Genomic DNA, 25,076 nt, shown 5'->3' on the forward strand with positions numbered 1-25,076 from the left:
AGATGAGGTTGGTGGTCGGTTACCTCGCCACCCCGAGCGGCGCCGACGGTGTGGCGCTTGCCATCCGGCTTGCTCGGACCTTGGATGCGCAGCTGGATATCTGTATGGTGCTGCCGCCGGATCAGGTGGCGGCGGGCGCGGTGCCGACCGGCGGATATGAGGATGTGCTCGTCGAGCAGGCGCAGCAATGGCTGGCCGAAGCGGCGGCAGCGGTGCCGAACGACATTGTGGTCGAGACACATATCAGCTTCGACGAATCGTTCGCCGCCGGTCTGATCGAACAGGCCGAGAAATTGGCTGCCTCGGCGATCGTCATCGGCGCCGCCGGTGACGGCCTGATCGGCCGCCACTCCCTCGGTTCGGTCGCCGGCGACCTGCTGCATTCGGCGCCGGTCCCGCTGGCCTTGGCGCCGCGCGGCACCCGTCATTCGACGGTCGATCGGGTGCGCGAGGTGACCTGTGCCATCGGCGACCGCCCCGGCGCGGATCTCCTGCTCGACATCGCCGTCCGCGCCAGCAGAGCGGCGGGCACGCCGCTGCGGCTGGTCTCGCTGGTCGCCCTGGATCCGATGCACGGCTCCCGCCGCGCCGACGATCTGCCCGCCGCGGTCCGCAACCGCGCGCTCGAACACGCACGAGAAACCCTCGACAGCGCGAAATCCGAACTACCCGAAGACTTTCCGGCGACGTCCTCGACAACCGACGGTCCGACGGTCGAAGCCGCCGTCAACAAGCTCGAATGGCACGACGGCGACCTGATCATGGTCGGCTCCAGCCGACTCGCCCAACCCCGCCGCCTGTTCCTCGGCTCTACCGCCGCGAAGATGCTGCGGGTCCTCCAGGTACCCATGGTCGTGGTTCCGAAAGAGGGGGTAAACGACCATGGCCGGTGACACTGCTGTCCCACCGCCCGTTGCCTCCGGTCCGATCGTGGCAGCATCCGCCGAGCCGTTCGTCGACAAGGGGCTGGCGGCGGGCAAGGTCGGCACCTTGGCCGGTGCGGTACTGGGTATTTCGTGCGTAGCGCCCGGATACACGCTGACCGCGAGTATCGGCCTGATCGTGGCCGCCGTCGGCTTGAAGATGCCCGCCATTCTCATCGCGGGCTTCATCCCGATGTTCCTGACCGCCTACGCCTACCGCGAGCTGAACTCGCGAGTGCCCGACTGCGGCGCGTCGTTCACCTGGTCCGCCAAGGCCTTCGGTCCCTATACCGGGTGGATGTGCGGCTGGGGCATGGTGATGGCCTCGGTCATCGTGCTGTCCAATCTGGCCTCGATCGCCGTGGAATTCTGCTATCTCTTCCTCGCCAGGATCTTCAGCGATCCCGGTATCGCCGATCTCGCGGGCAATAAGGGCATCAATATCGCGACGACCCTGCTGTTCCTCGCCGTCGCCACCTTCATCGCCAGTCGTGGCATCACCACCAGTCAGCACGTCCAATACGTGCTCGTCGGCTTCCAGATGATCGTGCTGCTCGCCTTCGCGGTGGTCGCGCTCGTGCACGTCGGCCGGGGCGCGGCACCGGGATCACTCGGCTTCAGCTTCGATTGGTTCAACCCGTTCACCGGAATCACGTTGAGCGCGTTCGCTGTCGGCCTCACCGGCTCCATTTTCGCCTTCTGGGGCTGGGACACCTGCCTGACTCTCGGCGAGGAGTCGAAGGATCCGACCAAGGTGCCCGGGCGTGCGGGGCTGCTCTGCGTGCTCTCGATCCTGTTGACCTACTTGCTCGTCGCGGTCGCCGTGATGATGTATGCCGGTGTCGGTGCCAGTGGTCTCGGCCTCGGCAACGAGGAGAATGCCGGCAATGTTTTCGGTGCGCTCGCCGATCCGGTGCTCGGTGGCTGGGCCGGGCCGCTGCTGATGCTCGCGGTCCTCGCTTCTTCGGCGGCGAGCCTGCAGACGACGTTCCTGCCCGCCGCCCGGACCATGCTCGCGATGGGCGCCTACGGTGCGTTCCCGAATAAGTTCGCCGAGGTCAGCCCGCGGTTCCTGGTGCCGTCGTTCAGCACCATCGTCGCGGGCGTCGTCACCGGCGTCTTCTACACCGTGGTCACGCTGCTCTCGGAGCACACACTGCTGGATACCGTTGCGGCACTGGGCATCATGATCTGCTGGTACTACGGCATCACGGCCTTCGCCTGCGTGTGGTACTTCCGCGGGGAGTTGTTCAGCAGCGTCCGCAATGCCGTCTTCAAACTGCTGTTCCCGCTGCTCGGCGGGCTGATGCTGGCGACGGTGTTCGTGATCTCCGTGCGCGAGAGCATGAACCCGGACAACGGCAGCGGCGCGTCGGTGGGCGGTGTCGGACTGGTGTTCTTCATGGGCTTCGGGATGCTGTGCCTCGGCGCGGTGCTGATGTCGGTGATGCGGTGGCGCAACCCCGAGTTCTTCCGTGACAACACGCTCACCAGACAGACCCCGGTCATCAGCGATGACGCCGTAGTGATCCGCGTGGACAAGCGGTAGACCCGAGCGCCGGCGGCATAGGCCGCCCTTCCGCGTGCAACGACGAAATGGCGCGTGTAGGGGTGGCGCATGGCCGAAGTGGCGCTGGTTCGGAGAGCCGATTGCGCCGAGACTAGATAGAGACATTTCGACTGGACAGGAGCCCGAAGATGATCGCCATCGGCCACCGACTGGCGCAGCAGCGCACTATCGTCACCGCCATGCCAGGGCCGCGGTCGACGGCGCTGGCCGACCGCCGCAAGGCCGCGGTCGCGGCGGGCGTCGGTTCGTCGGTGCCGGTGTATGCGGCCGATGCCGACGGCGGCGTCATCGTCGATGTCGACGGCAACTCGTTGATCGACCTCGGTTCCGGCATTGCCGTAACCAGCGTGGGGGCCTCGCATCCCGCGGTCGCGGCGGCGGTCGCCGAGCAGGTGGCCCGGTTCACCCACACCTGCTTCATGGTCACGCCGTACGAAGGTTACGTGCGGGTGGCGGAGGAACTGAACGCGCTGACACCCGGTGACCACGAGAAGCGCACCGTGCTGTTCAATTCCGGCGCGGAGGCCGTGGAGAATGCGATCAAGGTGGCGCGCTTGGCCACCGGACGCGCTGCGGTCGTCGCGTTCGACCACGCCTACCACGGGCGCACCAATCTCACGATGGCCCTGACCGCGAAGTCGATGCCGTACAAGACGAACTTCGGGCCCTTCGCTCCGGAGATCTACCGGATGCCGACCTCCTACCCGTACCGCGACGAGGCCGGGCTGACCGGCGCACAGGCGGCACAGCGCGCGATCGCGCGCATCGAGGCACAGCTCGGTGCCACTTCGGTGGCCGCGCTGATCATCGAGCCGATCCAGGGCGAGGGCGGGTTCATCGTCCCGGCACCGGGTTTCCTTCCGGCACTGGCAGAGTGGGCGCGCAGCAACGGCATCGTCTTCATCGCGGACGAGGTGCAGACCGGGTTCGCGCGCACCGGCGCCTGGTTCGCCAGCGAGCACGAGGGTGTGGTGCCCGACATCATCACCATGGCCAAGGGGATCGCGGGCGGTATGCCGCTCGCGGCCATCACCGGACGGGCCGAACTGCTCGACGCGGTGCACCCCGGCGGTCTCGGTGGCACCTACGGCGGTAATCCGGTCGCCTGCGCGGCCGCGCTCGCCACGCTGTCGGTGATGCGCGAGCTCGATCTGCCCGCGCGGGCGCGGGCCATCGAGGCCGCCGTCGTGCCGCGATTGCGGGCGCTGGCCGAGGAGGTCGGCGTGATCGGCGAGGTGCGTGGTCGCGGTGGCATGCTCGCGATCGAGATCGTGCGGCCGGGCAGCACCGAACCGGATCCGGCGCTCACCAAAGCCGTTGCCGCGGCCGCGCTCGCCGCCGGTGTTGTGCTGTTGACGTGCGGGACCAACGGCAATGTGATCCGGCTGCTTCCGCCACTGGTGATCGGCGCCGAGCTGCTCGACGACGGCATCGATGTACTGGCCGACGCGCTGCGCCGCCTGGCCGGCTGACCGACGCCTTGCATTGACGACAAACCCTTTCGAAGTGATCGAGGAGAACCTGACGATGCGTGATGTGGCTGCCCTGCTCGCCGCGGTGCCGACCGGACTGTGGGTTGCCGGCGAGCAAGTGCCCGCGGAAGGCGGCCGCGCTTTCCCGGTGCACGATCCGGCGACCGGCGCGGTACTCGTCGAGGTGGCCGATGCGGCCGCTGCCGACGGCGCACGCGCATTGGCGGCCGCTGCTCGCGTGCAAAAGGACTGGGCTGCAACATCATCCCGGTCACGCTCGGAAATCCTACGACGCGCTTGGGAACTGGTCATCGAGCGCCGCGACGATTTCGCGCTGCTGATGACCCTGGAGATGGGCAAGCCGCTCGCGGAGAGCTACAGCGAGGTCACCTACGGCGCGGAGTTCCTGCGCTGGTTCGCCGAGGAAGCGGTCCGGGTGAACGGCCGCTACACGCAGTCGCCCTCGGGCACCGGGCGCATCCTGGTCACCAAGCAGCCGGTCGGTCCGACCCTGGCGATCACGCCGTGGAACTTCCCACTCGCCATGGGCACCAGGAAGATCGCGCCCGCCCTCGCGGCGGGCTGCACCATGGTGGTCAAGCCCGCCGCCGAAACGCCGCTGACCATGCTGCTGCTCGGACAGGTGTTCGCCGACGCCGGACTGCCCGCCGGTGTGCTGTCGATCCTGCCGACCTCGCAGGCCGCACAGCTCACCGACCCGATGTTCGCCGACGACCGGCTGCGGAAGGTGACCTTCACCGGCTCGACCGGCGTCGGGAAACTCCTGCTCGCCCAGTCGGCGACGCGCGTGCTGCGCACGTCCATGGAGCTCGGTGGCAACGCGCCGTTCGTGGTGTTCGCGGACGCCGACCTGGACGCGGCGGTGGACGGCGCCATGGCTGCCAAGATGCGCAACACCGGCGAGGCATGCACCGCGGCGAACCGCTTCCATGTCGATAATGCGGTGCGCGAACAGTTCACGACGATGCTGACCGCAAGGATGCGCGCACTGAAGGTCGGGCCGGGCCACCTCGACGGTGTGCAGGTGGGGCCGCTCATCAGCGAGAAGCAGCGCACCACGGTGGCCGAGCTGGTGCGCGATGCGGTCGAGAAGGGTGCGGTGGTGACCACCGGCGGCGCGAATACGGAAGCAGAGGGCTACTTCTACGAGCCGACGGTCTTGGCGGATGTGCCCGCCGACGCGCGGATCTTGCGCGAGGAGGTCTTCGGACCGGTGGCCCCGATCACCGGATTCGACGGCGAAGCCGAGGGTATCGCCGCGGCCAACGACACCGAATTCGGTTTGGCCGCATACATTTACACGACAGACCTGGACCGCGCGCTGCGGGTGGCCGAGGCGCTCGAATCGGGGATGGTCGGGGTGAACCGCGGCATCATCTCCGACGTCGCCGCGCCGTTCGGTGGTGTGAAGCAATCCGGCCTCGGCCGCGAGGCGGGCAGTGAGGGCATCGAGGAATACCTCGAGACCAAATACATCGCGTTGCAGTAGCGATCACCGCACGCCAGACGGTGCCGGCGGAGTCAGCCCGCACCCGCGGCGAAGATGAGGGGCCGCGGGAGCGTTTCCGGCTGATCTCCGCCGAGACCTGCCCGGCACTCAATCGGCGTCCGCATAGTCCTGCGGATCGGCTGCGAATGTTTTCTGCATCTTGCGTGAGATCCATTGTCCGGCAGTCGATACGCCGATCGAATCCGAAGAGCCCGAGTCGGTGACTGCGGCGATCGGGTGTAGGACCGCATCATGGTTGGGCAGGTAGAAGAACGGAATCGACAAGCGTGCGGACGTGTCTCCCGGTGGCGGGTTGACGACCCTGTGCATGGTCGATGCCCACCGGCCGGCAGTCCACAGGGCCATGAGGTCACCGATATTGACGACGAACCCGCCGGGAATGGTTGGGACGTCACACCATTGGCTCGCGCCCTGGCGAACCTGTAGACCTCCTCGGTCGCTGTCTTGGTAGAGGATGGTAAGGCTTCCCCAATCGGTGTGTTCGCCACGGCGTAGCTGCCCGGGCAGCGGTGTTCGCTGTTGCGGGTAGTAGTAGTTGACGGCGATCGAGGAGACGTGACAGTCGAATGTGTCGTCGAAGAAACGTTCGTCGAGTTCGAGAGCCAGGGCGAACAACCGCATGAGGTCTGCTGACAGGTGCGTCAGGGCCGCCATGTACTCGTGCCATGTCTGCTCGAAATTCACCGGGAATTGCGGCCACACGTTGGCCAGTTTCCATGATGCCCAATAGTCACCGAGACGGGCGCGTTCCTGGTCGCTCAGGTCTCCGGTCACATGCGCGGAGAACATTTCACACAGATCGGGTGGAGCTTTCTGGTCCAGGCTGTGTGCGGCCGATCCGCCGATTCTGCGGAATCCTGATACGCCCGGCCGGTCCGGACGGCGCGCTCCAGGTAGCCGAGGCGTTGGGCCGGCGCGACGACGCGGCATGGATCAGCGTCGCCGCCGCCGGCGCCGAGGTCGTCTTCTCACTGCATCCACGCAGTCAACAAGACCGGGACGATCTGCTGGTACAGCGGTTGCAGCGCAGCGCCCCGGTGCACGACATCGCGGCCGCGATGATCCTGCACCGCTTCGTACGCCGCGATGTCGCCGACTGGCGAGGACGGCAATACGCGGCGCAGGGCGAAACTTGTACCACCGCCGACGAATACACCGACGACGACCTCCAGTTGCGCGGTACCGACCACGCGCTGCTGGAGCTGTTGGCCCGAGACGGCCGGACAAGCTACACGCTGTTGGCCCGCGCCACCGGCATGAGCATCGGCCGGGTGACCCGCCGTATCGCCGCACTGCAAGCCGGCGGCATCCTCTACTTCGACCTCGACATCGCACCCGCCGCCACGCCCACCCGCACCGCCGCATTCCTATGGTTGCGAGTATCACCCGCCCACCTCGAAACCATCGGCCTCGCGGTCGCCGAGCACGAAGAAACCAGCTACGCCGCCGCTATCACCGGACCATTCAACATCTTCGCTGTGCTGACCGCTGACAGCGCCGGCGACCTCTACCGGTATCTGACCACCACCATGGCCGCGCTCGAGGGCATCCACAGTTTCGAACTCTCACCGGTACTTCACCGCCTCAAGCAAGCTGGCGCCCTCATGACAGGCAACATTCTCGCGCACCCGAAACCTATGGCCGCCCGGGCACACCGGCCCCGGTCGCCTCACCCCTCTCAATGAGATGACCTTCCCGAGGACTGCGGCTGTCGGATGCTGTGCATAGCTTTGGCGTCTCGTTTGCTGCTTCGGTGGCGCACCAGCCGATGCGCTTGTGCGTTATCGCGACGGCAGGAACCCTGATGCGATGAACTCCCTGATGTAGGTGTCGAGTATCGGGCGAGTGAGGGGCGGGCACTCGATGCCGGTGTCCGCCAAGGCGGTACGGCTGTGGGCGTCGTCCCAGTCGAGATGTCCGGCGAGCCCGGCGAAGTTCGCGCTGAGCAGCGCCGCGCGGACGAGCGAATCGTCGCCCGCGTCGTTGCGCAGGCGGGACTCGCGGTCCAGCTCGGCGCGGACGGTCTCCAGCGGGGCGGTCGCGACCGGGAGGCCGTGGTCGCGCAGCGAGTCGAAGATGTCACGCACCGCCACCGGAGTGCGGTTGACCAGGTGATACACGATCTCCGACGCTGGGTGGGCCGAGATCTCGACGAGCGCGCCCGCCACGTAGTCCACCGGAACCAGTGACACCGTCGCGTCGCCGACATCGGGTGCGATCCCGAGGATTGCGGCGGCGCGGATCATGTTCCAGATCGAATCGTCGGCGCTGTTCACACCGATTCGGGTGTCGCCGCTGATCGTGCTGGGCCGATAGACGGCGACCGGAACCCCGCGCTCGCCCGCCTGCCGAACCAGTTCTTCGGCGACCCACTTGGAGGTGAGGTAGCCGTTGTCGGAGACCTGGTCGGCCCGCAGCCGAGTGTCCTCTTCGACGACGCCGGATTCCGGCCTGGTCGAGACGGCGGCGCCGATAGTGGAGACGAAATGGACAGGCTTGGCCCGCCGCGTCGTCGCCAGGCGCAGCACATCCCTGGTGCCTTCGACATTGGCGGCGCGTAGTCGAGCATAGGGATCGACGTGATTGACGCGAGCGCCGTTGTGGTAGATGACGTCGATGGTGTCGGCGAGGCGGTCGTAGTCGGCATCGGAAAGGCCCAGGCGCGGCGCGGCGAGATCGCCGGGGACCGCGATGATCCGATCGGCGACGGCATCGTCCCACAACCGGTAGCGGTGCAGCGCCAACCGAATCCGGTTGGCGCCCTCGACCTCGGTGTTCGCCCGGATCAGGCACCACACTCTGGCGTCGGTGCGGTGCAGCAGTTCCCGCAGCAGGTGGGCGCCGAGGAACCCGGTCGCACCGGTCAGCAGCAGCTCACGCGGCGGTCCGGTATGAGCGGCGGCGATCCCGTCGACAGCGATTGCGGCGTCGAGCACGGCGTCCTCGGCCGGCGCCGGCGTGTCCGTTCGCGTCGCCCCCGTGGCCTCGGCGAGGTGCGCGGCGAGGCCGCCCACCGTGGGTGTGGCGAGCAGCACCGACATCGGCACCTCGCGGTCCAGGCGGGACGAAAGTCGTTGGTGGAGTGTGAAAGCCATCAACGAGGACCCGCCGAGTTCGAAGAAATCATCCTCGACCCCGATCGGTGACACCGCGAGGACCTCGGCGAACACCTCGGCGATCGCGTGTTCGAGCGCGGTCGACGGCGCGACACCGGCCCGTGCGGTGAACACCGGCAGTGGCAGCGCCGGACGGTCGAGTTTGCCGCTGGCGTTGACCGGCAGCGCATCCAGGGGCAACACCGCCGCGGGCACCATGTACGAGGGCAACACCCGAGATACCGAGCGCCGCAAGCCATCGGGGTCGACTGCCGCACCGGGCGCTGCGACGACATAGCCGACGAGCTGGTCCCCGTCCTGCGCCGGTTTGACCGCGGCAGCCGCTTGACCGACGGTGGGGTCGGCGAGCAACGCGGCTTCGATCTCGCCGAGCTCGATGCGGTGACCACGCACCTTCACCTGAAAGTCGCTGCGCCCGATGTAGTCCAGTGCACCGCGCGGCGTCCACCGCACCAGATCGCCGGTCCGATACATCCGATCGCCGGGGCCGCCGAGCGGATTCGCGACGAACCGGCCCGCCGTCAGAGCGTGCGCGCCGTGATAGCCGCGGGCGAGTTGGACTCCGGCCAAATAGAGTTCACCCACCGCGCCGACCGGCACCGGTCGCAACCGGGTGTCGAGGACGAAGCTCTGGGAGTTCCCTTCCGGTGCACCGATCGGCACGCGTACCGAGGTCAGGTCGGTGGCCTCGACCCGGTGATGGGTGATGCTCACCGCGGCTTCGGTTGGACCGTACAGATTGTGCAGTTCGGCGTCGCAGACGGCGGCGAACGCCCGTGCGGTCTCCAGTGGCAGCGCCTCGCCGATAGCGAAAACCGCACGCAGTGAGTTCAATTCGGCGGCGGTGGCGTGCGCGGCAAACATCGCGAGCATGGCGGGCACGAAATCGGTGAGCGTAACGCGGTGCGCGGCGATGAGCCTGCCCAATGCTGCGGGGTCGCGGTGCTCGCTCGGTCCGGCAAGCACCAGCCGGGCGCCGGCACGCAGCGGCAGGAAATATCCCCACAGCGAGACATCGAACGTCGCGGGAGTTTTCTGCAGGTACCTGTCGGCACCGCTGACACGGTACTGCTGCTGCATCCAGACGAGCTGGTTGACGATCGCGTCGTGGCTGACCACAACGCCTTTCGGTCGACCGGTGGAGCCGGAGGTGTAGATCACGTAGGCGGGATGGTCGCCGCGCAGTGCGGCGCCGCGCTCGGCATCGAGTACCGGTTCGGGACTCAGTTGCGAGAGATCGAGGGTGTCGACGGTGTGCGCGGGAGCGACGGTGAACGCGTCACCGCTGGTGGTCACGACGCACCGCGGTGCGGCGGAATCGAGTACCGACCGGATCCGCTCGTCCGGATGATCCGGATCGATCGGCACCCAGGCCCCGCCTGCCTCGACGATCGCGGTCAATGCGACGACCTGATCGATGGACCGCCGCATGGCCACCGCCACTACCGTGTCGGGTCCGACGCCTTGTCGAATCAGCCACCGGGCCAACCGATTACACCGGTCTTGCAGTTGCGCGTAGGTCAGTGCCTGCGCTCCGCAGACCACTGCGACGGCGTCCGGTGTCGCGAGCGCATGCCGCCACAGCGCGGTGGTCAGGGTCTCCGGCGCGACCGGGAGGTCCGGTCCGGCCGACCAGAACCGGATCCGCCGCCGCTCGAGCGGTTCCATGATGTCGATATCACCGACCGCGCCGATCGGATCGGCGGCCACTTCGTGCAGGATGCGCAGATAGCTGGCGAGGAATCTACGCACTGTCGTTTCATCGAAAAGGTCTGTGGCATAGCCGAATCGGATGTCGATCGGGCCCGGGGCGCCGTCCTCGTCGTGGGTGTCGACCACCGCGATGTGCAGGTCTGTCTTCGCGGTCCTGATGTCCGCGTCGTAAGACGAGAACGTGAGGCCCGACAGTTCGACATTGGCCTCGGCGAAGTTCTGGAACGCGAAACCGACCTGATACAGCGGATGCCGTCCAGGGGACCGCACCGGGTTGACGGCATCCACGACCAGTTCGAACGGCACCTCCGAGTGCGCGAAATTCACCATGTCCCGATCGCGGGTCCGGGTCAGCAGATCCGCGAAGCTCTCAGCGGGGTCGATCCTGGTTCGCGATACCGTGGTGTTGACGAACATGCCGACGACATCCTCGAGGGCGGCCTCGGCGCGATTGGTCATCGGCACGCCGATGGCAATGTCGGTGCCGCCGGACAGGCGGGCCAGCAGGACGGCCAAGGCTGTCCGCATCACCATGAACAACGTGGCCCGATGGGTCCGCGCGACGGCGAGCAGGTCGCGATGCAGCGCGGCGGACACCGTGCGCTGCTCGCCGTCGCCGCGCAGCGAGGCCACCGCCGGTCGCGGGCGGTCGGTCGGCAGGTCGAGGTCGTCGGGCAGCTCTGCCAGTTCCTGTGTCCAGTAGGCGAGCTGCCGGGACAACGGCGAATCCGGGTCGTCGCGCGAACCGAGCACGTCCTGTTGCCACAGTGCGTAGTCGGCGTACTGCACCTCCAGTGGCAGCCAGGTCGGTGCGTCGTCCGCGAGCCGCGCGGCGTAGGCGATGGCGACATCACGCGCCAAGGGGGCCAGGGAGGAGCCGTCGGCGCAGATGTGGTGTGTCGCGCAGGCCAGCACGTAGCTGCCGTTCACCCGGAGCAGCCGAGCGCGCAACGGCACTTCCGCTGACACGTCGAAACCGCGCCACAACGTCTCGCGCACCCGCTCGTCCACCGCGTCGGGGTGCGTGTCTTCGGGCACGAAATCGGCAACAGCACTTGATGTTTCGAGTATCAGCTGGTGCGGTCCGATGGCGTCCGCCGGGTACATCGTGCGCAGCGTCTCGTGCCGCTCGACGGTGTCGGCGAACGCGGCACGCAGCGCCTCGACATCGAGGTCACCCGACATGCCGAGTGCGAACCCCACGTTGTCCACTGAGGTCGTGGTGTCGAACTGGTTGCGCAGCCAGAACCGAAGCTGGGCGGGGGACAAGGGAATCCGCTCGGGTCTCGGACGAGCGACCAAGGCCGGTCGGGCCGTGGCCAGTCGCTGCGTCTGGAGTGACTTCGCCAGCAGGGCCACCGTTGGGTGGTCAAAGACCAGCCTGGTCGGGATCTGGGCCTGCCATGTCTCGCTGAGCCGAGCGGCGACCTGGGTGGCGAGCAGCGAATTGCCGCCCGAAGTGAAGAAGTCGGAGTCCGGCCCGAACTGCTCGTGCCCGAGCACCCTGGCGAACACCGCGGCGATCAATTCCTCGCCGAGACCCGACAGCGGTCGATGGACGAGGCGGTCCTCGGATCGGGCACGTAGCGCGGCACGATCGGTTTTGCCGTTGGGGGTCAGCGGGATTCGGTCCACGATGGTGATCGAGGTCGGCAGCATGTACCGCGGCAGCCGCTGCGCCAAGGTGTCGGCAAGGGCGGCCGGGTCGGGCGATCGCCCCGGTACCGGCACGACATAGGCCGCCAGCGTGGTTTCGCTCGCGGCGGTCCTTCGGTCGACGGTGACGGCCGCGCGCACCTCGGGATGCGTCGTGAGGATCGCGTCGATCTCGCCGAGCTCGATCCGGAAACCGCGGACCTTGACCTGGTCGTCGGTGCGGCCGAGGTAGTCGAGATCACCGCCGGTGGTCCAGCGGACGAGGTCGCCGGTCCGGTACATCCGAGTGCCGGGCGCGCCGTGCGGGTCTGCGGGAAAACACTGCGCGGTCAGCCCGGCGCGACGGTGATAGCCGCGGGCAATGGCGAGACCGGAGATATACAGCTCGCCCGCGACGCCGACGCCGACCGGGCGCAGTTGCCGGTCGAGCACGCGCAGGCGCATGCCGCGCACGGCCGATCCGATGGTCACCGGCGTCTCGGGCGACAGCGGCGCGCTGATGGTCGCGACGATGGTGGATTCGGTGGGCCCGTAGGCGTTCCAGAATCGTCGTCCTGCCACCGCCCAACGGCCGACCAACGCGGGGGGACACGGCTCGCCGCCGACGATGATGCCCTGCAGGAAGTCCAGTCCGGTCGGCTCGACCGAGGCCAGCGCCGACGGAGTGAGGAAGGCGTGGGTGACCCGATGGTGCGTGATGAGCTGCGCCAGCTCACTACCGCCGTAGATCGTCGGCGGGGCGATCACCATGGTTGCGGCCGCGCCGATGGCAAGTAGCAGTTCCAATATCGAAGCGTCGAAGCTGGGTGAGGCGAAGTGCAGGATCCGCGCGTCGCGGGAAATCGTGTGCCGCGTGGTGAGTTCGGCGCAGAGCCCGGCCAGGCCGGCGTGGGTGACCGTGACGCCCTTGGGCAGGCCGGTCGAGCCGGAGGTGTAGATCAGGTAGGCCGGGTTGGTGTCGCGCATCGGCGTCCGGCGGTCGAGGTAGGAGATCGGTGTCGGCGACTGCGCCGTCACCTGTGCCTCGAAGTCGGGAGCGTCCAGCGCGAGCCACCGAACCTCACCCGGCAGTACCGCGGCGTACTGCTGCCTGGTAAGCCCGAACTGCGCACCGCAGTCGGCGACCTGGAATTCGATGCGTGCCGAGGGGAAGCCTGGATCGATGGGTACGAACGCCGCGCCGGTCTTGGCGACCGCCCAGACCGTGAGCACCGAGTCGATCGATCGGGGCAGGGCCACCGCGACGGTGGTTTCCGGGCCGATCCCCATCGCCAGCAAAACTCTGGCCATCTGCGATGAGCGCACGTCGAGGGCACGATAAGTCAATGTGGCGTCGTCGCAGACGACGGCCGCGCCGTCGGGATTGTGCTCGACGGCCGCGGCGAGCAGCGTCGCCAGCGTGGGCGCGCTCGACCCGGAAGCCCGACGTGAACGTCCACGGCGCGAAGACGAGGAAGCCTGCCGGGTACCACTGGTCAAGTTCTCGTCCTGCCGCGCGATGTGAACAAACGGGCCCGATGTTATAACGCGATACTCAGCTGCGCCACCGGTGGGAAGTAAGGATCCAGCTACCGCCTGCCCTGGCTATCGGCCTTCGCGCTCGGCCTTGCTTCGCTCGATGCAGAACTCGTTTCCCTCGGGATCGAGCAGCGTGACCCAGCCGAGCCCATCGGCGGTGGTGGTCCTCGTGCAATGTCGCTCCCATGCCGATGATGCGCTCGACCTCGTCGTCACGCGTCCGCTCGGTGGGCATCCAATCGAAGTGCAGACGGTTCTTCACACCTTGCCCTCGGGCACGCGAATGAACAGCAAGCCCGGCGCAAGCGCGGGCGCCTCGACCAACACCTCGTCGTCGCCTGGCTTATCCTCCTCGGACACCGGCCGGCCCGATCGCGGTCCACATCTGCGATATCTATTGCTACTCAACCATTCTCGAATATTTCCAGTCTTGACAACGGCGCATCGATTTCGTGCCATAGTGAGACCGTGGTCTGGCTTCGTAGTGTCGCCATCGCCATCGCCATCGCCTGTTGTGCCCTGTGGGTCACGGCCTGCCAGAGCTCCATCGCGCCACCGACATCGCCGAGCGGCCCCGCCGCCCCTGCACAGGACGACAAGCCCGGCTCGGGTGACCAGCGGATCACCATCGAATTCGGTGGCAAGATCCGCTCCTATGTGGTGCATGCGCCGCCGAGCTACGAGGGCAGCACCGCCCTGCCACTCGTGGTCGCCCTGCACTTCTATCCCGGTGACGCGGCGCGGATCGCCACCACCAGCGGCTTGAATGCCAAGGCGGACAAGGAAAACTTCCTCGTCGTCTATCCGGAGGGGCACGCTTCCTGATACAACGCCTTCCTCTGCTGTGGTTCGGAAGACGATGTCGGCTTCGTCAAGACTGTCCTCGCCCGAATGACCAGCGCCTGGAAAGCCGACTCGAAGCGCGTCTATGCCGCAGGCATCTCGAACGGCGGCGATATGTCCTTCAAGCTCGCGGTGGAACTACCCGGCACCTTCGCCGCCATCGCCGCGGTCAGCGGGGGGTTCTTCGGTTCTACCGCGGCGGAGCCGTCCTACAAGCCGACGACACCGGTTTCGGTTATCACCTTCCTTGGTGGCAAGGATCGCAACTTCGGTCGATTCGACACCGGGATCACGCAGTGGCAGGAGCGACTCGCCTGCGCTCCAGGGGGAGCGCAGGCCGACCTGGCCAATGGCATCACCGTCGCGACGGCCACCTGCGCCGACGGCAGCACGGTCGAGATCTACCGGCTTCCCGAGATGGGGCACTCGTGGCAGGGCGCCGCGCAGGGCGAACTTTCCGATGCGCAGGCCGGGGTGAACGCGACCGACCTCGCTTGGGACTTCTTCGAAGCCCACACAATCCACGGTCGATGAGGCTTCAGGCCCTGGACGCGACCTGCTCCGCGGGGGTGATGGGGACTGGGCGGCGGGGATGGTCGGCCCGGCCGTGCGGGGTCGACCATGCGGCGCCTCCCCATCCGTTCTTCACAGCCCACGTAGTCCACGGTCGATGAACCGAATCATCCAGTCGAAGCTGACTTCCGGATCGCCGGTCCACTGGAAGCCGCCGGATGCCTGTAGGGACGCGAATCCGTGGAACATCGAGCGCAAGGTGCGCAGGGCGTGATCCATCTCGACGTTGGGAATGTCGTAACCGCGCAGCACTGCCACCATCGAATCGAGCACGCGACGACTGGATTCCAGCAGGGGATCGTCGGGGCTGGTGAACTCGGCTCCGACGGTGGCGGCGTAGCGGCCAGGGTGCGCGACGACATATGAGCGGAATGCGCGGGCGAAGGCTGCCAATGCTTCGGTGCCGGAGCGGCCGTGCATCGCGTCGCGAACGGCGCGGTCGAGTTCGGTCATCGCGAGCACGGCGATGCCGTGTTGCACATCGGCCAGGTTGGCCACGTGCTTGTACAGGGAAGGTGTTCGGACGCCGAGCTTTTCGGCAAGCAGACCCATGGCCAGGTTGTCATAGCCGACGTCGTCGGCGAGTTGGGCACCCGCACGGACGACGTCGGCTGTGGTCAGCCCGACCCTAGGCACGAGCCTGCTCCGCGAGGAACCGCAGCGCGAGTTCGGCCACCCGGTCCGGCGCGTCCGCGTGCGGGTAGTGCCCGGATCCCTCCGCCACCGCGACGGTGCCGAGACCCGCAGGCATGAGAGCGACGATGGCGTCGCCTTCGGCTTCGGGGTTCGGGAAGTCGGGGTCCTCGGTGCCCATGATGATCAGCGCGGGGCTACTGATGTTCGGCAGCTGCGCCTCGGCATCGGCGGGAGTCGACTTGCCGGTCTTCATGAATTCCGCGAACCGGCCCGGTTCCTGCAGCTTCGCCGACAATTCGGCCATGTACTGGTCGTAGTCGGCAGGCTTGATCGGGTAGGCGACGTTCAGGTAGCGCATCCACTGTCCGAGGCTCTTGAAGATCATGGTGTTCATCAGCGGCACCAGCCCCTTGCGGTAGCGCGGGACAGTGAACAGCGCGCCTGCGGCGAGCTTTTGGGTCTTGGTGAACGGGTTGAGTTCGATGATGGCGCTGACAAGTTCGGGCGCTTGTGCCGCAGCGATGGTGGCGGCCCCGCCGGAGATGGAGTGTCCGATGATGACCGCTGGACCGCCGAGGTGGCGGATCAGAGCCAGCAGGTCGCCCGCGACATCGGTCCGCGAGATCGCGTCACTGCCGTCGTGGGACTTCCAGTTCATGCTGGACTCTCCGTGTCCGCGCAGGTCCGCCGCCGCGACCCGGTAGCCGGCGGCGATCAGCTTCGGCGCGAGCAACCGAAAAGCCTGGCGCCGGTCGCCGATGCCGTGCGACAGCACGACCAGTGGGCCATCGCCGGTCACGTCGTAGGCGATCTGTCCACCGTCGATGGTCAGGTACTCGGTCATGTCGAACTCCCGTTGCGCTGGTAGCTAATGTTGATAGCCATAAAGCTAATACAATTAGCCAACCGTGTCAACACTGGCTTCAGGCCCTGGATGCGACCTTCGGCGCGGTGTCGACGGGGGAGAGGGGAGTGGGGGTGGTCCGGCGGTACGGAATCGTTGCGGTGATGGCCGCGGCGACGAGGGCGACACCGCAGCCGATCAACAGGCCGGTGCGGAAGCCTTGCTCCGAGGGCAGGGTGTGGCCGCCGAACCGAATGCTCATCTGGGACAGGACGACACCGACCACCGCGGCGGCGAACGAGGTGCCGATGGAGCGCATCAGGGTGTTGAAGCTATTGGCGGCGGCGGTCTCCGACTGCGGCACCGCACTCATGATGAGGGCGGGTATCGCGCCGTAGCCGAGGCCGACACCCGCATTGCAGACGAGGGTCACCACCAGTAGGCCCCAGGTGGAGCCGAGCAGCACGATGGATGACGCGTAACCGAGTGCGATGACAAGGCATCCGGTGAGCAGGGTGACCTTGGGTCCACGAGCCGCCGACAGCGTGGCGCCCAGCGGCGAGACGACCATCATCATCAGCCCGGCCGGTGCCATCCACAGGCCCATGGCCAGCATTGATTGGCCGAGGCCGTAGCCGGTGGCCTCCGGCAACTGCAGCAGCTGCGGCAGGATCAGCGCCTGCGCGTACATCGCGAAGCCGACCACGACAGATGCCGCATTGGTCAGCAGCACCTGTGGCCGCGCCGTGACGCGCAGATCAACCAGTGGATCGCGGGTGCGCAGCTCCCACCATCCCCAGGTCGCGAACACGATGACCGCGGCGGCGAACAATCCGAGGATGGTGCCGCTGGCCCAGCCCCAGGTTGCGCCCTTGGATACCGCGACGAGCAGGCACACCAGTCCGGCGCCGAGGCCGAGCGCGCCGAGGAAGTCGAAACGGCCGGCCGATTCCGCGGCCGAAGTGCCCGGCACGTACAACCAGATCAGCACGGCGACAAGGGAACCGAGGATCGCGGCCGCCCAGAAGAGCACCTGCCAGCTCGTGTTCTCGGCGACGGCGGCGGAAATCGGCAGTCCGAGTGCGCCGCCGATGCCCAGCGACGAGCTCATCAACGCGATCGACGAACCGAGGCGCTCGGGCGGCAGCAGGTCGCGCAGCGCGCTGATACCCAGCGGCACGATGCCCACCCCCATTCCTTGTATCCCGCGCCCGATGACCATCGGAGCCACCGAGGCGGCCATGGCGCAGACTGCTGATCCCGCGATGAGCGGGAGGCACGAGATCAGCAGCATTCGGCGTTTGCCGTACATATCGCCGAGCCTGCCCGCGATCGGGGTGGTCACCGCGGCGGAAAGCAGGGTTGCCGTGATCACCCAGGAAGCGTTGGAGGCGCTGGTGTTCAACAGTTTCGGCAGGTCCCCGATCAGGGGGACCACGATCGTCTGCATCAGGGCCGCGACGATGCCTGCGGCGGCCAGCACGCTGAGGATGCCGCCCGGTCGTGTGGTTGGCGAGTGCCTGTCCACGTATTTCTCCATCTCATCGGGAAGATCGGTCGACGTGTACGATACATGTCGCGTGTAATATACACACTGCGTGTGTCATGCACGCCGTGCGTGATATACCTGCTGTTGAACCGCCGCACCGACAGAAGGGGTCAGGATGGACAAGCCCACGCAGCTGATCGAGTTCGAGACCATGCTGCTCGGGCGGTACAGCCTCGCCTCTCGGCGTGGCCTGCTTCGCCTGGATCGCAGTGCGTACACGCTGCTGTGTCGACTACGCGGGGAAGGCCCGATGTCCATCGGCCAGCTCAGCGACGCCCTGGGTCTGGAGGCGTCCACGCTCCGTCGGCAGACCGCCGCGATGATGCGTGACGGACTCATCGAACGGATCCCCGCCCCCGACGGCGGCATGGCCCGCAGATTTCGGGTGACCCCGGAGGGGGAGCAGCGACTCGACAGCGATCGTGCCGACAGCGTGCGCGCCCTGGACGACATCATGGCGAGCTGGTCACCCGAAGACGTCGCCACCTTCGCCGCCTACCTCGAGCGGTTCAATACCGACATCGAGCGCTATCACGGCAGACCGTGGCCGCGTCTCACACCGTCGGCGCTGGACCGATAAGCGTTCGATTCGGGCTCGTTCCGGAAACGGCAACGATAGTTGCCGGCCGGTCTGGCCGGAGAACATCCTTGGCGCCGTGAATGAAGAAACATCAGCAGTGAAACAAATAGCCGTGGTTTATCACAGCGGCCATGGGCGTACGGAATGCTTCGCAAAGCATGTCGTCGCAGGCGCAAGGAATGTGGCAGGTGCAGAGATTAGTCTGCTGAAGGCTGACCAGCTCGTCGCCTCGCCTGCTCGGTTGGCCACCTATGATGGCATCATCTGGGGTTCTCCCACCTATTTCGGAGGCGTCTCCGGGCCCTTCAAATCGTTCATGGATTCGACATCGCCCCTTTTTCGCACTCAGGAGTTGCGCGGAAAACTTGCCTCCGGCTTCACGGTTTCGTCGTATCCATCGGGCGATAAACAATCAACCCTGATGTCCATGGTGGTTTTCTCGATGCAGCACGGGATGTTGTGGGTCGGCAATCCGCCGAACTTCGAAAACAATGTCGGCGCGACTACGGACCCAGCTGTCGATCGACTCGGATCATGGACCGGCGCAATGGCGCAAATACATCACAAAGCTCCCGTGGATTCCTTCGACAAGGGAGATCTCGAGACCGCGAAACTCTTCGGTGTGAACTTCGCCAGAACGTTGCATCGGATCTGAAGTCACACTCGGGCGGCTCGGTTGTTTCGGCGACCGGGTGTCCGAGGTCGAGTCCCCGGTCATCGCGACACCGATCCACATCGGCCACGCCGTCGAGGAGTCTCGATGATGTGGCCGGCTGTCTGTATGTTCCGCCAGCGCGGGCGGGCCCGTACTTGACCTGGAGTGCACTCCAGGTCGTAGCGTCGGATCTCGGTAATCACGACCCAGACCTGCCGCTGGACATCGCATCCGGCGTACTGAAGGAGGAGATCCCGCAATGATCCCGACCAGGAAACTCGGCGAACTGACCGTAGGTGCGCAGGGGCTCGGCTGCATGGGGATGAGCCAGGCCTATGGCCTGCGCGATAACGACGACGAGTCCATCGCGACCATTCATCGCGCGCTCGATCTGGGCGTGACCATGCTCGACACCGCCAATGTGTATGGGCCCGAAACCAATGAGCGGCTGGTCGGGCGCGCTATCGCCGATCGCCGTGATCGGGTGGTGCTCGCGACGAAGTTCGGCATCGTGTGGGGCGAGGGCGGCACCTTGGGCGCGCGCGGTGACGCCGCCTATGTCAAGCAGAGTTGCGACGAGTCGCTGGCCCGCCTCGGTGTCGACCACATCGACCTCTACTACCAGCATCGGGTGGATCCGAACGTCCCGATCGAGGAGACCTGGGGCGCACTTTCGGAACTGGTCGCCGCGGGCAAGGTGCGCTACCTCGGCATCTCCGAAGCCTCGGCCGCAACCATCCGCGCCGCGCATGCCGTGCACCCGATCACCGCGCTGCAGAGCGAATGGTCGCTGTGGACACGGGACATCGAGGCCGAGGTGCTGCCGACCTGCCGCGAGCTGGGTATCGGCATCGTGCCGTTCTCCCCGCTCGGCCGCGGCTTCCTCACCGGCGCCATCACCTCCACCACCGAACTCCCCGCCGACGACATGCGCCGCCAACTACCGCGTTTCGCCGACGACAACCTCGACCGCAACCTCGCCATCGTCGCCGCCCTGCGCGAGCTGGCCGCCGAAAAGGACATCACCGCAGGCCAATTGGCCCTAGCCTGGGTCATGAGCCAGGGCGAGGACGTAGTCCCCATCCCGGGCACCAAGCGCCGCACGTACCTCGAGGAAAACGTCGCAGCCGCCGACATCACCCTGACCGCAGACGATCTCGCCCGCATCGACACCGCCGCCCCCTCAGGGGCTTTCGCGGGCGCGCGCTATCCGGAGCGCCTTGCCCGAGTCGTCGGCCGCTGACCCGACCGCTTACCCCGAACAAGGCTTGGGGCATAATACGAAAACAGCTCCGTGCCAAGGGTCCTTGGACTAAACGTAGATCGAATTACGTAGATCTGATCTACCTCGAGAGGAGTGTCTGTACCAGCTCGTAGGCATGGCTGCCATGCGCCCGATCTTCGGCTCCGGCCGGGGACAGGGCGCGTTTCGGTGAGTGAAGCGGTGCGGTCAGCGGGTGAGTTGCGAGGCGGCGGCTTCGGCGCTGAGGTCCGACAGTGACAGCAGGTGGGCCGGTGGGCGATCGAGTATCGGGCTGCTGTCCGCGTGCAGATCGGGGTGGATGTGCAGTAGCTCGCCGGGGGACATGCGACGCCAGCCGGGGTCGGTGTCCATCGGCTCGCTGGCGATGACCACGGTCGGGGTTTCGGCCGAATCGGCTGAGTGGACGCGGATGGTTCCCTTGCTGCCCGCATGCCGGAGTTGTTCTCCTGCTTCGCGTTTCAGCATGTAGAGCTCGTGGGTATCGGGGTAGCGCAAGGCCCACAGCTCGGTGGCGGTGGTCAGGATCAGGTTGATCGCGAAGATCGGCAGCTGGTCGGCGACCCATAGGGTGGCGTCGGTGATCCCGGCGGTGATGTCACCGCCGTGCGCATCGATGTGTTTGGTGATCAGCGCGAAGAATCGTTCCGAGTCGGTGTCGCCCTGCACCAGCGCACGGTAAGGGCCCAGCTGCTCGTCGAGTCGTGGGAGATCTTCGATGACGCCGTTGTGCGCGAAGATGCGTCCATTCTGGGTGAACGGATGGGTGTTGTTCACGGTGCGGGCACCAGTCGATGCGTGGCGGACGTGGGCGAGGAAGGTCGCCGACTCGCGGTGTTTGGCTTCGGTGGCGAACTGGCGGTCCGCGTAGGCGGCCAACGGCTGCTTCTCGACCAACGGCCTGCCGTGTGTGTCGAAGGTGCCGAGGCCGGTGCCGTCGGGGTTCGTCTCGCTCTGGTGGTCCAGGCTGTCTTCGGCATCGAGGAGCCAGAAGGTCGCCTTGACTCGCTGTGGGGACGCCGTCATTCCGAAAAGTCGGCACATGCCGGTCTCCTCCGTTATCCGAGCGCTGTGGCCGGTTTCGTAGCGGCGTGCCCATAACGGTCCGACAGCCCGCCGGGCACTAACAGTTCGGCCCATTGCGCGGTCAGGTCGAGCACCTCGGCGGCGCAAGAGTGTCGTTCGGCCATTCGCTCAGTGTTGCGCTGGAAACCGCATTGCCTCGATCGACACGCTCGACCGATCTTCCTGGGTAGGTACAGATGGCCGACTTCGCTGGTTCGGCTACGGCCCGATGCGATCCAGGAGCCAGCGCGGACCGACCGTCACGGCCCCGAGCGCCTCGACTCGATCACGCAGTCCGCGATCCGCCGTCACGACGGTGATCGACCGGCCGCTGTCCTGCGCAGCGGCTGCCGCCACCACACCGACGATCGCGTCATCTCCCGATCCGTCCGCTGACACCACGCGCAGGTCGTCCGGGTCTGTTTCCTCGGCGACTGCGCTTTTCGCCGCCCCCTCGAGCACGACGACCACATCGGTCGGTTGCTCCAAGTGTTCTTTCAGCGAGGTCAGCTGCGTGAGTAATCGCCGGGCCGCGCCCGCACGGTCGCGCCACCAGCCATCGGGCCGCGAGCCGACGACATTGGCAGCGTCCACCACGATCAGCGGAACTTCGTCCTTCGTCACGCCCTCAGTCTCCTCCGCGGGGAATCCGAGGACGTTCGGTCTATACGGGGCGGTAGAGCTCGTGGATGGGCGAGCCGGTCAGTCGTCGGAGATCGCCAGCAGCCGAGCGCCGATCGCCAGCAGTGCCGCATCGACACCGGGGCGGGATCGCAGGTGGGGCATCAGCGCGATGTCGTTCATCATGGTCTGCACGGCTTGCACCCGGATTCGGGCATTGATCGGATCCCAGTCGGGGTGCACCTGAGTTGCCAAGTGCACCCACTCCGCGATGTAGGAGTGCTGAGCCGCTCTGGCTCGGTGTCGGTCGGCGTCGGGTAGGTGCATGGATTCCGAGACGAGCAACTGGACCAGGTCGGGGTCCTCGAAGGCGAACGCGCGGTAGCTGCGCAGCAGTCGGAACATGCCGTCGCGGGCGTCCGCGGCCTGTGCGAACGTGCGGTTCATCTCCATCTGCATCCATTCGTCACCACGCGACATCGCGGCGACCAGGATGTCGGATTTGGTCGGGAAATGGTTGTAGACGCTGGGGCCGGAGATGCCGACGCCGGCACCGATATCCTCCATGCTCACGCCGGCGAATCCGTTGCCTGCGAAGAGTCGTGTTGCCTCGGCCAGGATGGCCTCGCGCCGCGATTGCCGGGTCAAAGACCCGAGGTGCTCCGTGCGCGCGGCGGACCGATCGGACAAGGCGATCGGCGCGTCGACGATGGTCGTGACGAGTTCCTCGATCAGGGCGCTGAACCCGGGCTCCGGAAGCGAAAGACTATGGAAGGAAAGGCTGTTGCCGGTCGCGAGCGCGCACCAGGCCAGCAGATCGGACGCCGCCGCATCCAGCTCGGGCCTGCGTTCGCTGATCAGCTCGGCGAATCGCGCGCCGATGCGTTTGGTCACCGCGCGTAGCGCCGCGCGATCATCGACGGACAACTGGCGCGATTCGCGGCGCACCAACACCCCGACCCGCCTGTTCTCCAGCATCGCTGTCACCACCGTTGCGATGAGGTTGTCGGCGGTGGCTGTCACCAGCACACCGTCCAGGGTGTTCAGCGCTTCGCCGACGACGGTGGCCAGCAGATCCTGCTTGCCACGGAAATGCCGGTACAGCGCCGAAGGGCCGATGGCCACCGCCTCCGCCACATCGCCCATACCGACCTTGGCGTAGCTCTTCTCGTAGAAGAGATTCGCCGCCGCACGCAGAATCAGCTGACGCCGATTCGCGGGCCTGGTGCCGCGGACGGGGTCGCTGAGCGTGCGCTCCTCCGACCCGCGCACCATGCCCTTTGCCTCCGATCATCGCCATACAGCGAGCGTGTGATGTTACCGCCTCGGCCCATTGCGTGCGGCCGCCGACGCTGCGGGGCACTCGTTGTCGGCGGGACCTGACGGCGACCGGGCAACTATCGAAAGGCAAGCCGCGCAGACCCTGACGCCGCGTGTCAGCGCCGTGTCAGCGGAGGCGGGCAACGTTCCCTGCATGCCGGACGCATGAGGTACCGAATGGCAGGGACTCGGCGTCGTGGCGAAGAGCCGATCGAAAGGGATTGAAATGTCTGATACCGCATTGTCCGAATTCGTCGAGGCCACGGCGACCGAGCTGGACATCCCCGGTGTCGCGGTCGGAGTGTGGGTCGGCGGTAAGGAGGTGTTCGCTTCTCATGGAGTGACCAGCCGCGACAATCCGCTGCCCGTCGACGCGGACACCGTGTTTCTGCTGGGCTCGGTGTCGAAGACCTTCACCGCGACCGCGCTCATGCGGTTGGCCGCGGAGGGGCGGATCGACCTGGACGCGCCGGTGCGGCACTATGTCCCCGAGCTGGAGCTCGTCGACGAGCAGGCTGCGGCGGAAATGACGGTGTTCAATCTGCTCAATCACACTGCGGGACTTGGTGTGCGGCTCATCGTCGAAACCGGTGACGGTGACGACGCGCTGGCCGGGTATGTGGCGCGCATGCGCGAGCTGGATCAGATCGCGCCGGTCGGCGCGCGGGCCTCCTACAGCCAGGCGGGATACAACCTGCTCGGGCGGATTATCGAGAAGGTCACCGGTCTCACCTTCGAAGCGGCGGTCGCGTCGCTCGTCCTCGAGCCCGTTGGGCTGTCGAACACTGTCTACGCGCCTGCCGATGTCATGGTTCGGCGGTTCGCGGTCGGTCACAACCTCGGCGCGGACGGCACCCTCGCCGTCGCGCGGCAGTGGAAGGACACCCGCGGCAACAACCCCGGTGGCGGTCTCGCGTCGTCGGTGTCGGACCAACTCCGTTGGGCGCGTTTCCAGCTCGGTGACGGCCGGGCGGAAAGCGGCTTCGATGTGCTGCCCTCCGATGCGCTGGTGCGGATGCGGGAACCGACGGTCGCGTTGAAGGGCAGCACGCTCGGCGACGCGTTCGGCATCTGCTGGTTCCTGCGTGCGGTGGACGGTGTGCGCACCGTCGGGCACGGCGGGTCGGGCAACGGCCAGTTCGCCGAGCTGCTCATGGTTCCCGAACACGCCTTCGCCATCACCGTCATGTCCAACTCGGGACCGGACGACGGCATCCTGTTCAACCAGGCGGTCGTGCGCTGGGCACTGAAGCACTACCTGGGAGTGATCGATCGGCAGCCGGTGCCGTTGCCCCACGACGAGGTGCGGGCACGAGAAGTGGTGGGCGACTACGACATCGATGTCATGCGGCTCACCATCGATGCCGATGGCGAGGGGCTGACGGTCGCGGTCGGCATCAAGCCGGAGATCCGCGCGGCATCCGACACCGAGCTCCCCCCGGACCTGCCCGCGGCCGGCCTCGGACTGCTGCCCGACGACGAGTACGTCGTCACCGGCGGCGGACTCCAGGGCCAGCGCGGCTACTTCACCCGCGACGAACACGGCGCGATCGTCGGGGCCGACCTCGCAGGTCGGCTGTTCACCCGTGCGCCCGACGCCGCCCAGTAGGCGAAACAGGGGCGATCCCAC

At 66.8% G+C, this 25,076-nt stretch carries 19 protein-coding genes and 1 pseudogene; 11 read left to right on the forward strand and 9 right to left on the reverse strand.

The annotated features are described in order from the left end of the window. The first annotated feature begins 2 nt into the window (after window positions 1-2). The 4 genes from ACLMAL_RS23490 (at window position 3) to ACLMAL_RS23505 (ending at window position 5,475) form a co-directional block, all read left to right on the forward strand. Window positions 3-893: a universal stress protein gene (locus tag ACLMAL_RS23490; RefSeq protein ID WP_412001045.1), complete on the forward strand. Its 891-nt coding sequence runs from the start codon at window positions 3-5 to the stop codon at window positions 891-893. Then, the gene (locus ACLMAL_RS23495) at window positions 883-2,472 is read left to right on the forward strand and encodes an APC family permease (protein ID WP_412001046.1); all 1,590 of its coding nucleotides are present in this window, start codon (window positions 883-885) and stop codon (window positions 2,470-2,472) included. Before ACLMAL_RS23490 ends, ACLMAL_RS23495 begins: the two co-directional genes overlap by 11 nt. Before the next feature lie 149 nt (window positions 2,473-2,621). Further along, complete coding sequence (gene gabT, locus ACLMAL_RS23500) at window positions 2,622-3,965, forward strand: 4-aminobutyrate--2-oxoglutarate transaminase (RefSeq protein WP_412001047.1); 1,344 nt, start codon at window positions 2,622-2,624, stop codon at window positions 3,963-3,965. Between the two features lie 55 nt (window positions 3,966-4,020). Next, complete coding sequence (locus tag ACLMAL_RS23505; RefSeq protein WP_412001123.1) at window positions 4,021-5,475, forward strand: NAD-dependent succinate-semialdehyde dehydrogenase; 1,455 nt, start codon at window positions 4,021-4,023, stop codon at window positions 5,473-5,475. 108 nt (window positions 5,476-5,583) lie between these two features. Here ACLMAL_RS23505 and ACLMAL_RS23510 read toward each other — a convergent pair whose 3' ends face one another. Further along, window positions 5,584-6,270, reverse strand: coding sequence for an isopenicillin N synthase family dioxygenase (locus tag ACLMAL_RS23510; protein ID WP_412001048.1), 687 nt, complete (start codon window positions 6,268-6,270; stop codon window positions 5,584-5,586). Window positions 6,271-6,299: 29 nt separating this feature from the next. On the opposite strand from ACLMAL_RS23510, the gene ACLMAL_RS23515 reads away from it, so the two are divergent. After that, window positions 6,300-7,181, forward strand: a complete 882-nt coding sequence (locus ACLMAL_RS23515; RefSeq protein WP_412001049.1) for an Lrp/AsnC family transcriptional regulator — start codon at window positions 6,300-6,302, stop codon at window positions 7,179-7,181. Window positions 7,182-7,277: 96 nt separating this feature from the next. Here ACLMAL_RS23515 and ACLMAL_RS23520 read toward each other — a convergent pair whose 3' ends face one another. Then, complete coding sequence (locus tag ACLMAL_RS23520; RefSeq protein WP_412001050.1) at window positions 7,278-13,460, reverse strand: amino acid adenylation domain-containing protein; 6,183 nt, start codon at window positions 13,458-13,460, stop codon at window positions 7,278-7,280. Window positions 13,461-13,967: 507 nt separating this feature from the next. Between ACLMAL_RS23520 and ACLMAL_RS23525 the strand changes: the two genes are divergently transcribed. Continuing rightward, a complete protein-coding gene (locus ACLMAL_RS23525) occupies window positions 13,968-14,324 on the forward strand; it encodes a hypothetical protein (protein WP_412001051.1) in 357 nt (118 codons plus the stop codon). A 48-nt stretch (window positions 14,325-14,372) separates the two neighbouring features. Further along, window positions 14,373-14,876: pseudogene (locus ACLMAL_RS23530) on the forward strand (alpha/beta hydrolase family esterase); the annotation flags it as partial. A 111-nt stretch (window positions 14,877-14,987) separates the two neighbouring features. Here the strand turns inward: ACLMAL_RS23530 and ACLMAL_RS23535 are convergent. The 3 genes from ACLMAL_RS23535 to ACLMAL_RS23545 form a co-directional block, all read right to left on the reverse strand. Next, window positions 14,988-15,551, reverse strand: coding sequence for a TetR/AcrR family transcriptional regulator (locus tag ACLMAL_RS23535; protein WP_412001052.1), 564 nt, complete (start codon window positions 15,549-15,551; stop codon window positions 14,988-14,990). Beyond that, window positions 15,544-16,395, reverse strand: a complete 852-nt coding sequence (locus tag ACLMAL_RS23540; RefSeq protein WP_412001053.1) for an alpha/beta fold hydrolase — start codon at window positions 16,393-16,395, stop codon at window positions 15,544-15,546. Before ACLMAL_RS23540 ends, ACLMAL_RS23535 begins: the two co-directional genes overlap by 8 nt. A gap of 79 nt (window positions 16,396-16,474) precedes the next feature. Beyond that, on the reverse strand, window positions 16,475-17,935 hold the full coding sequence (locus ACLMAL_RS23545) for an MFS transporter (RefSeq protein ID WP_412001054.1): 1,461 nt from the start codon (window positions 17,933-17,935) through the stop codon (window positions 16,475-16,477). Window positions 17,936-18,059: 124 nt separating this feature from the next. Between ACLMAL_RS23545 and ACLMAL_RS23550 the strand changes: the two genes are divergently transcribed. From ACLMAL_RS23550 to ACLMAL_RS23560, 3 genes are all read left to right on the forward strand, one after another. Next, window positions 18,060-18,524: a MarR family winged helix-turn-helix transcriptional regulator gene (locus tag ACLMAL_RS23550; RefSeq protein ID WP_412001055.1), complete on the forward strand. Its 465-nt coding sequence runs from the start codon at window positions 18,060-18,062 to the stop codon at window positions 18,522-18,524. Window positions 18,525-18,600: 76 nt separating this feature from the next. Next, window positions 18,601-19,179 (forward strand): flavodoxin family protein, encoded by a 579-nt coding sequence (locus tag ACLMAL_RS23555; RefSeq protein WP_412001056.1) that lies wholly within the window; start codon window positions 18,601-18,603, stop codon window positions 19,177-19,179. A gap of 259 nt (window positions 19,180-19,438) precedes the next feature. Further along, window positions 19,439-20,422, forward strand: a complete 984-nt coding sequence (locus tag ACLMAL_RS23560) for an aldo/keto reductase (RefSeq protein ID WP_412001057.1) — start codon at window positions 19,439-19,441, stop codon at window positions 20,420-20,422. Between the two features lie 207 nt (window positions 20,423-20,629). On the opposite strand, the gene ACLMAL_RS23565 is transcribed toward ACLMAL_RS23560, so the two are convergent. The 4 genes from ACLMAL_RS23565 to ACLMAL_RS23580 form a co-directional block, all read right to left on the reverse strand. Beyond that, complete coding sequence (locus ACLMAL_RS23565; RefSeq protein WP_412001058.1) at window positions 20,630-21,484, reverse strand: class II glutamine amidotransferase; 855 nt, start codon at window positions 21,482-21,484, stop codon at window positions 20,630-20,632. 14 nt (window positions 21,485-21,498) lie between these two features. After that, complete coding sequence (locus ACLMAL_RS23570; RefSeq protein WP_406236854.1) at window positions 21,499-21,630, reverse strand: hypothetical protein; 132 nt, start codon at window positions 21,628-21,630, stop codon at window positions 21,499-21,501. A gap of 94 nt (window positions 21,631-21,724) precedes the next feature. Further along, a complete protein-coding gene (locus tag ACLMAL_RS23575; RefSeq protein ID WP_412001059.1) occupies window positions 21,725-22,129 on the reverse strand; it encodes a hypothetical protein in 405 nt (134 codons plus the stop codon). Between the two features lie 78 nt (window positions 22,130-22,207). Beyond that, window positions 22,208-23,401, reverse strand: coding sequence for a TetR/AcrR family transcriptional regulator (locus tag ACLMAL_RS23580; RefSeq protein ID WP_412001060.1), 1,194 nt, complete (start codon window positions 23,399-23,401; stop codon window positions 22,208-22,210). A gap of 271 nt (window positions 23,402-23,672) precedes the next feature. On the opposite strand from ACLMAL_RS23580, the gene ACLMAL_RS23585 reads away from it, so the two are divergent. Further along, window positions 23,673-25,055, forward strand: coding sequence for a serine hydrolase domain-containing protein (locus tag ACLMAL_RS23585; RefSeq protein ID WP_412001061.1), 1,383 nt, complete (start codon window positions 23,673-23,675; stop codon window positions 25,053-25,055). The last annotated feature ends 21 nt before the right edge of the window (window positions 25,056-25,076 follow it).

The sequence above is a fragment of the Nocardia sp. CWNU-33 genome, from assembly GCF_046764895.1.
Taxonomy (GTDB): domain Bacteria; phylum Actinomycetota; class Actinomycetes; order Mycobacteriales; family Mycobacteriaceae; genus Nocardia.